Raw genomic sequence first — 5,705 nt, 5'->3', positions numbered from 1 at the left:
AAACATATTCTAATCATTTTGGAGATTATAAAATGGTTGAATTGTGTCATGTACAAATATGAAATTCAATTCACATCGTTTATTAGTTATATTTTAATTATATATAAATGTTTTCATTTGATTCGCATACAATTTTAAATATCACATTTAATATAGTATATTTTGATGAATATTAGGGATATGTATGATTCGGATAAATTTGGGGCAAACTTATTGGTTTTCCACACAAATTATAAAAAATTTATCAATGTTGAACTTGCAAGATATGATTTGAATTTAGTTCAGGCATTATGTTTGGTATTGATAGATAGGGATGGAAATCTCAACCAAAAGATTCTAGCAGATAAGCTATTTTTGACAAAAGGAGCAATTACAAAGACAGTTAATAAATTGGTTGATGAGGGTTTTGTTCTTCGCGAAAAATCTTCAAAAGACAAACGTAAATATGTTCTGAATACCACTGATGAAGGTAGAAAGATTGTTCCTCACATAATGGAAATCAACAGAAAATGGGAAATGGAAATGGGTCTTAATGAATTGCCTCCTGAATTTGAAGACATTTTCAGGCACTTGGCATTGAGATCAATAGAATTGAATTTAAAAATTAGATAATGAATTTAAGGTGATTTTGTGGATAAAAATAAAATTCTGATAATAGCGTTAATTGCAGTCATTGCGGTTCTTATACTTGGCCTTGCAATCGCAATGCCTAACTTTGGTAAAGAAAAAGTCAACGTGACAGTTAAAAGTAATGACACGATCTCTCAAGGCGAATCCATTGAAATTGAACTGACAGATGTTAATGGCACTCCAATTGAAAATGAAACAGTCAATGTGACATTGAAAGATGAAAACGGAACTGAAGACGTTAAAGTTGCGGTAATCACAGACGACGAAGGTATTGCTGAAGTGGAAGTGGATGAAGACCAGGAAGTTGGAAACTACACTGTCGAGTGCACATTTGAAGGAAATGACAACTTCACTGAAAACACTACGACCCAGGAAATTGAAATAGTCGAGGAAGTTGTAGAGGAAACAGTTGACGACACTTCCGAAGATATCGATTACGGAGCTTTCTACAGTGAACAGGCTGGCAGAGTCATTTACACGGGTGAAGTTCACGAAGGGCCTGACGGCCACAGATATAGACATTTGGGGTACAATGAATGGGAACTGGTGGATTAGGCCACTGTTTCTAACTTTTTTTTAATTTTCATTTTTTTTGGCTGAATTTCACATTAACATGGCCAATTCTGATTTTTGGATTTGTTTGGAGATTTGAGTTTAAAAGTCATTTTTTCAACGTCAATAATGGCATTTTAGAAAAACGGCTGCCCAAAATGTTATTCAAAACGAGGGGGTACTTTGGATAGGAACTCTCTACTATTGTAGGATAATATAAGAACGCCTAAATAGTACTATAAATAAAATTATTATTATCTATAGGCGGTTAAAAAATGGATGTAAAAAAAATATTGCTGATATCTCTAATTGCAGTGGCTATTGTTGCTTCTCTTAGTGCAGTTAGTGCAGGACTGTTGGATGATTTGATGGGTGGAGGATCTTCTCCAGAAAATGTTGTTGAAATAGAAAACATTACATTCAATACAACAAATGCAACTAAATTTGAATATGCGGGAATTGATGAAAATGACGGTTGGGTAATTTATATGAGTGACTCAGTTAGGTTGGGTATTCTTAATTATACTGATCTTAATGATACACAATTGAATTTTGAAATGAAAGAATTAAAGGACTACTTAGCTGCTAATTTTACAGTTCAAAAGGTCAACGGTGTTGATGTATACACATATTTAAATGAAACTGGTGGAAATGACACTCAAACTAAGTATTATACATTTGTTATAGATGAGGATTATAAGTCCGTGGTTGAATTCATTTCTTATGACCAGGATGAAGCCGTTAAAATGGCATCTACTTTAAAATTTATCTAAATAAAAAATGGGGGATGCATATTGCACCTCCTTTTACTAGTTTTTTCATCCACAATTACTTTTTTTTAGTCATGAGCTTAAATAAGAAGGTATCTGCATTAATTTAAATTCACGTCAATATTAATTTTTTCATCTGAAAATGCTCTCACAGCTCACTAAAACCTTTATTAACTAGTTAGTACAATCTATGAGTATGTCTAAAAACAAGCGTGTTACAATTAGCGTCAATAATGACATTGACTTGGATTTTAGAAAAATGGCTGCCAGTAAAATGTTATTCAAAACCGGCTGGTATTCAAAAGCCATTGAAGAGGCAATGTTGTTATGGATGGAAAAAGAGAATCGTTAAAATTTTTTCTCTTTTTTTTCTTTTTTTACATTAACTATTTAAATAAAACTTGACAATTTAATAGTATAGAGTGGTGTTAAAATGGAAAGTGATGAATTTAGAACGGTTAGGGTTTATACTAAAAAGTACAACAGTAAAGACAAAGACGGCAACACGGTTGAAAAGGAATCCCAGCAAAAGCAAGTAAGTCTTAAAAAAGAAGACCCATTTGAAGACAATGAATTGGTTAAGGTATTAGCACAGGAAGAATACGAAAATCTTGTAGACAACCAATTTTCAGAAGAAAAACTCCAGGAATTCAACCAGACCATCCAGGACAAGGATGATGAGATTGCAGTCTTGAAAGATCAGATTCAAACCCTTAAAGGCTCATTTTTTGATGATGTCGACTCACTTAAAGAACAGCTTTCAGATAAGGACGAACTGCTGAGGGCTAAAAATGAAATCAATGAGTTGAACAAAAAGATTGCCAAAATCGATGATGAAAGAGTGGCTATTTTTAAGGAGCTGGATTATAAAAACAGGATGATTCTGGCATATAATGTGGAGCTCAACAAATCAATCTTAAACGCAATAAATGTTGTCATCGATGAGGCAAGGGACAACATCAACAGAAGAAATGCGGTTCTTGCCGAAGACCTGCAGAAGTCAATCGAAAAATCCAAACATGAAGTCAATGAGAAGAACAAGGCTATAGCGTATGACATTAAGTCAACCGTTGAGGACATGAACGAGCAGATTCGAAACACAAGCACTCTTAAAATGATACTCAACAAGAAAAAGATCAACTTAAGAGTGCCTGTAGATGACCTGCTTAAGCCATTTGACTTTGACTTCGATGCTGAAAAGTTACTTTCAGGACAGGCCTTGGAGCTTGACGCTTCAGAAATCCTTAAGGAAGTCATGCCAAAACTTCCCGAACCATTTTCCAAATACATCGATACTCTAGAAGAAGTGCCTGAAACCATTGAAATTTCATCAAAAAAAGAGGAATAGTCAATGAGGACATTCAACACTGGAAAGATAACATTTGAATATCCTGACGATTGGGAAGTGGAAAAGGCGGATATACTGTCCAACCCCGACTGCATAGCCACATTATCAAAAGGCGAAAGCAATCTGGTAAATGCGGTGATGTTTCCCACCCAGACAAACCTTGATGACTATAAGGTCTTCATGGAAGATGTGATTTCAGATGATGGGGGCGTAATCATTGCTTCGGATTTTGTCCAGATTGCAGATAAGGATGCTGTAAAGCTTCATGCAAACATGGACACTCCTGAGATTAATTTCGATATCCATACCTACGTATTTATTGAAAATGGTGACATATACATTTTTGAACTCAGAACCCTTGACATTTCAGGTGAATCAGAGCGTGAGTTCAAGGATATGATTGATTCATTCAAAATAACTGGGAATATTCAAGCAAGTAATCCATAGAAGTTCTGTCAAGTATCTTCAATGTTGAGATGTTTTGGGGTGTTGTGCCTGAACGCTCCTCTACAAGATTTCTCAAAGACCTGTTTTTCATGTGTGCATGGATTTCACGAATGACGAATTCCATGTTTTCAATATTTTTTTCTTCCAATTCTTTTTGTGAGATTTCCTCATAAATAGGATATGCATTCAAGTCATATGCCTTTGTCGGAGTCTGAAGGACATTTAAATGACTGTAGTAGTTTGCAGCATCTGACATGAATCCGTCAATGCCCATGTAAGTCAATAGGGGCATGAATGAAAGCTCGGTAAATGGAAAAATGAAATAACTGCTTTTTTTAGCTTCTTTTTTAAGGGACACGATTAATTCGACAAGGTCTCGTGAATTTGTCAAAAGGGCATCGCCATTGGCGATTAAGAATCCGTTGTATCCTATTTCTTCAAGCTGCTTTAGGCATTCGATTCTCAAATCAATGTATTTGGACCCTTGAATGACGGCAATGTCGCATTCATCCACATTTTCATGTGCTAGTCTTAATGTTTCCTTTACATTAAATTCGGCTATTTCGCGGTCGATATTGTATGCGGATCCTTCACTTGGAGCGATTTTCAGTTCATTTCTATAAAATATTTTTGGAGTGAGTTTTCCGTCCACTTTTCCGATTCTTCCAGGTCCGTCATGTGATTTGATTTCGAATTTTTTTATCATTTGATCTATCCTATCTGATTGTTAATTAACTATTATTTTTTTAGGCTTAAATAAATTTTTCATTTTGTGTAACCTTTTTGATTACACTCTCTAAAATTTTAGTAACCTTTATATATGGACTTTTAATAGAATATTAGTATGGATTTGAGGATATATTTCCAATGATTATCCGAGGTGTGTTTTCAATGTCTATTATAAATCGCTTAAAATCTCTATTTACTGGAGAGAATGATAAGGAAGAAAAAGGCATCAGAAATGATGTATCAAACACATCCGATGATGTCCAAGTTACATCTTCACAAATTGTAAATGATGATGTCGTCTCAGGTACTAAAACTACTGTTCCTAGAGAAGAACCAGTAAAAGAAGAACCAAAAGACGATAAAAGTGACATCGAAACTTTAAAAGATGAAGTTTCTGAAGAAATTCCTGAAGTAAAGGAAACTCCTGTTGAAGAAAAAATTGAAGAAGTTCAAGAATTCAAGGAAGATCTTTTAGAAGAAACAGTTGAAGAAACAGTTGAAGAAACTTCTGAAGAAACTTCTGAAGAAACAGTTGAAGAAGCTGTTGAAATCATTGAAGAAGATGTTGAACAAAAAGTTGAAGAAAAAACAAATGATACAAAGAGAGATACTATGACTTTATTGACTGATAAAGAATTATTAAATGATAGCAACCGTGATCCAGATTTCACTGCTGAGTTCATTGATGCTGGAATTGAAACTGTAAAACACTGTTTCCAATGCGGAACCTGTAGTGGAAGTTGTCCTTCTGGAAGAAGAACTCCATACAAAGTAAGACAAATCGTCAGAAAATGTTTACTTGGTTTAAAAGAAGAAGTAATCACTGATGATGCTTTATGGATGTGTACTACCTGTTACACCTGCCAAGAAAGATGTCTCAGAAGTGTTAAAATTGTTGAAATTATCAAAAAAGCACGTAACATTGCAGCTCACGCTGGTTACATGGCAAAACCTCACAAAATGACTGGTGTATTTGTAATTAATACTGGTCACGCTGTACCTATTAACGATGCTGCAAAAGCTTTAAGAACCAAAATTGGTCTTCCTGAAGTGCCACCAACTACTCATGCTTATCCTGAAGCATTAGAAGAAGTACAAAAATTATGTAAAATTACCGCTTTTGATGAATTAATCGGTTATGATGAAGCAACTGGCGGATTAAAAGAATAGATTTATGAGGAGAGTTATAATATGGAAATTGCATACTTCTTAGGTTGTATTATGAACAA

Annotated in this window: 8 protein-coding genes; 7 read left to right on the top strand and 1 reads right to left on the bottom strand. The window is 34.5% G+C overall.

The window, feature by feature from the left end:
- The first annotated feature begins 165 nt into the window (after nt 1-165).
- The 6 genes from Q0W26_RS11130 to Q0W26_RS11105 all read left to right on the top strand — a co-directional run bounded on the left by Q0W26_RS11130 (nt 166) and on the right by Q0W26_RS11105 (nt 3,747).
- Nucleotides 166-612 carry a MarR family winged helix-turn-helix transcriptional regulator gene (locus tag Q0W26_RS11130; RefSeq protein WP_298525324.1) on the top strand — a complete coding sequence of 149 codons (447 nt, stop codon included), beginning with the start codon at nt 166-168 and terminating at the stop codon, nt 610-612.
- 18 nt (nt 613-630) lie between these two features.
- On the top strand, nt 631-1,185 hold the full coding sequence (locus Q0W26_RS11125; protein ID WP_298525321.1) for a hypothetical protein: 555 nt from the start codon (nt 631-633) through the stop codon (nt 1,183-1,185).
- A gap of 272 nt (nt 1,186-1,457) precedes the next feature.
- Nucleotides 1,458-1,955, top strand: coding sequence for a hypothetical protein (locus Q0W26_RS11120; RefSeq protein WP_298525318.1), 498 nt, complete (start codon nt 1,458-1,460; stop codon nt 1,953-1,955).
- A gap of 193 nt (nt 1,956-2,148) precedes the next feature.
- Entirely contained in the window at nt 2,149-2,304 is a 156-nt protein-coding gene (locus Q0W26_RS11115; RefSeq protein WP_298525315.1) for a hypothetical protein, read from the top strand.
- 81 nt (nt 2,305-2,385) lie between these two features.
- Nucleotides 2,386-3,300, top strand: a complete 915-nt coding sequence (locus Q0W26_RS11110) for a hypothetical protein (protein ID WP_298525312.1) — start codon at nt 2,386-2,388, stop codon at nt 3,298-3,300.
- 3 nt (nt 3,301-3,303) lie between these two features.
- Nucleotides 3,304-3,747 carry a PsbP-related protein gene (locus Q0W26_RS11105; protein ID WP_298525309.1) on the top strand — a complete coding sequence of 148 codons (444 nt, stop codon included), beginning with the start codon at nt 3,304-3,306 and terminating at the stop codon, nt 3,745-3,747.
- On the opposite strand, the gene Q0W26_RS11100 is transcribed toward Q0W26_RS11105, so the two are convergent.
- A complete protein-coding gene (locus tag Q0W26_RS11100; protein WP_298525306.1) occupies nt 3,710-4,453 on the bottom strand; it encodes an archaeosine tRNA-ribosyltransferase in 744 nt (247 codons plus the stop codon). The two genes, Q0W26_RS11105 and Q0W26_RS11100, sit on opposite strands and share 38 nt — an antisense overlap.
- A 185-nt stretch (nt 4,454-4,638) precedes the next feature.
- On the opposite strand from Q0W26_RS11100, the gene hdrC reads away from it, so the two are divergent.
- The gene (gene hdrC / locus Q0W26_RS11095; protein ID WP_298525303.1) at nt 4,639-5,646 is read left to right on the top strand and encodes a CoB--CoM heterodisulfide reductase subunit C; all 1,008 of its coding nucleotides are present in this window, start codon (nt 4,639-4,641) and stop codon (nt 5,644-5,646) included.
- The last annotated feature ends 59 nt before the right edge of the window (nt 5,647-5,705 follow it).

The organism is uncultured Methanobrevibacter sp. (genome assembly GCF_947169325.1).
GTDB lineage: Archaea > Methanobacteriota > Methanobacteria > Methanobacteriales > Methanobacteriaceae > Methanocatella.
Note: the sequence above shows the minus strand (reverse complement) of the source record. Positions and strands in the feature narration are given on the sequence as shown.

Excerpts from the sequence above, each read along its gene's own strand:
- Q0W26_RS11130 (WP_298525324.1), top strand. The coding sequence starts at position 166 with ATGAATATTAGGGATATGTATGATTCGGATAAATTTGGGGCAAACTTA.
- Q0W26_RS11100 (WP_298525306.1), bottom strand. The coding sequence starts at position 4,453 with ATGATAAAAAAATTCGAAATCAAATCACATGACGGACCTGGAAGAATC.
- Q0W26_RS11115 (WP_298525315.1), top strand. The coding sequence starts at position 2,149 with ATGTCTAAAAACAAGCGTGTTACAATTAGCGTCAATAATGACATTGAC.
- Q0W26_RS11105 (WP_298525309.1), top strand. The coding sequence starts at position 3,304 with ATGAGGACATTCAACACTGGAAAGATAACATTTGAATATCCTGACGAT.
- Q0W26_RS11120 (WP_298525318.1), top strand. The coding sequence starts at position 1,458 with ATGGATGTAAAAAAAATATTGCTGATATCTCTAATTGCAGTGGCTATT.
- hdrC (WP_298525303.1), top strand. The coding sequence starts at position 4,639 with ATGTCTATTATAAATCGCTTAAAATCTCTATTTACTGGAGAGAATGAT.
- Q0W26_RS11110 (WP_298525312.1), top strand. The coding sequence starts at position 2,386 with ATGGAAAGTGATGAATTTAGAACGGTTAGGGTTTATACTAAAAAGTAC.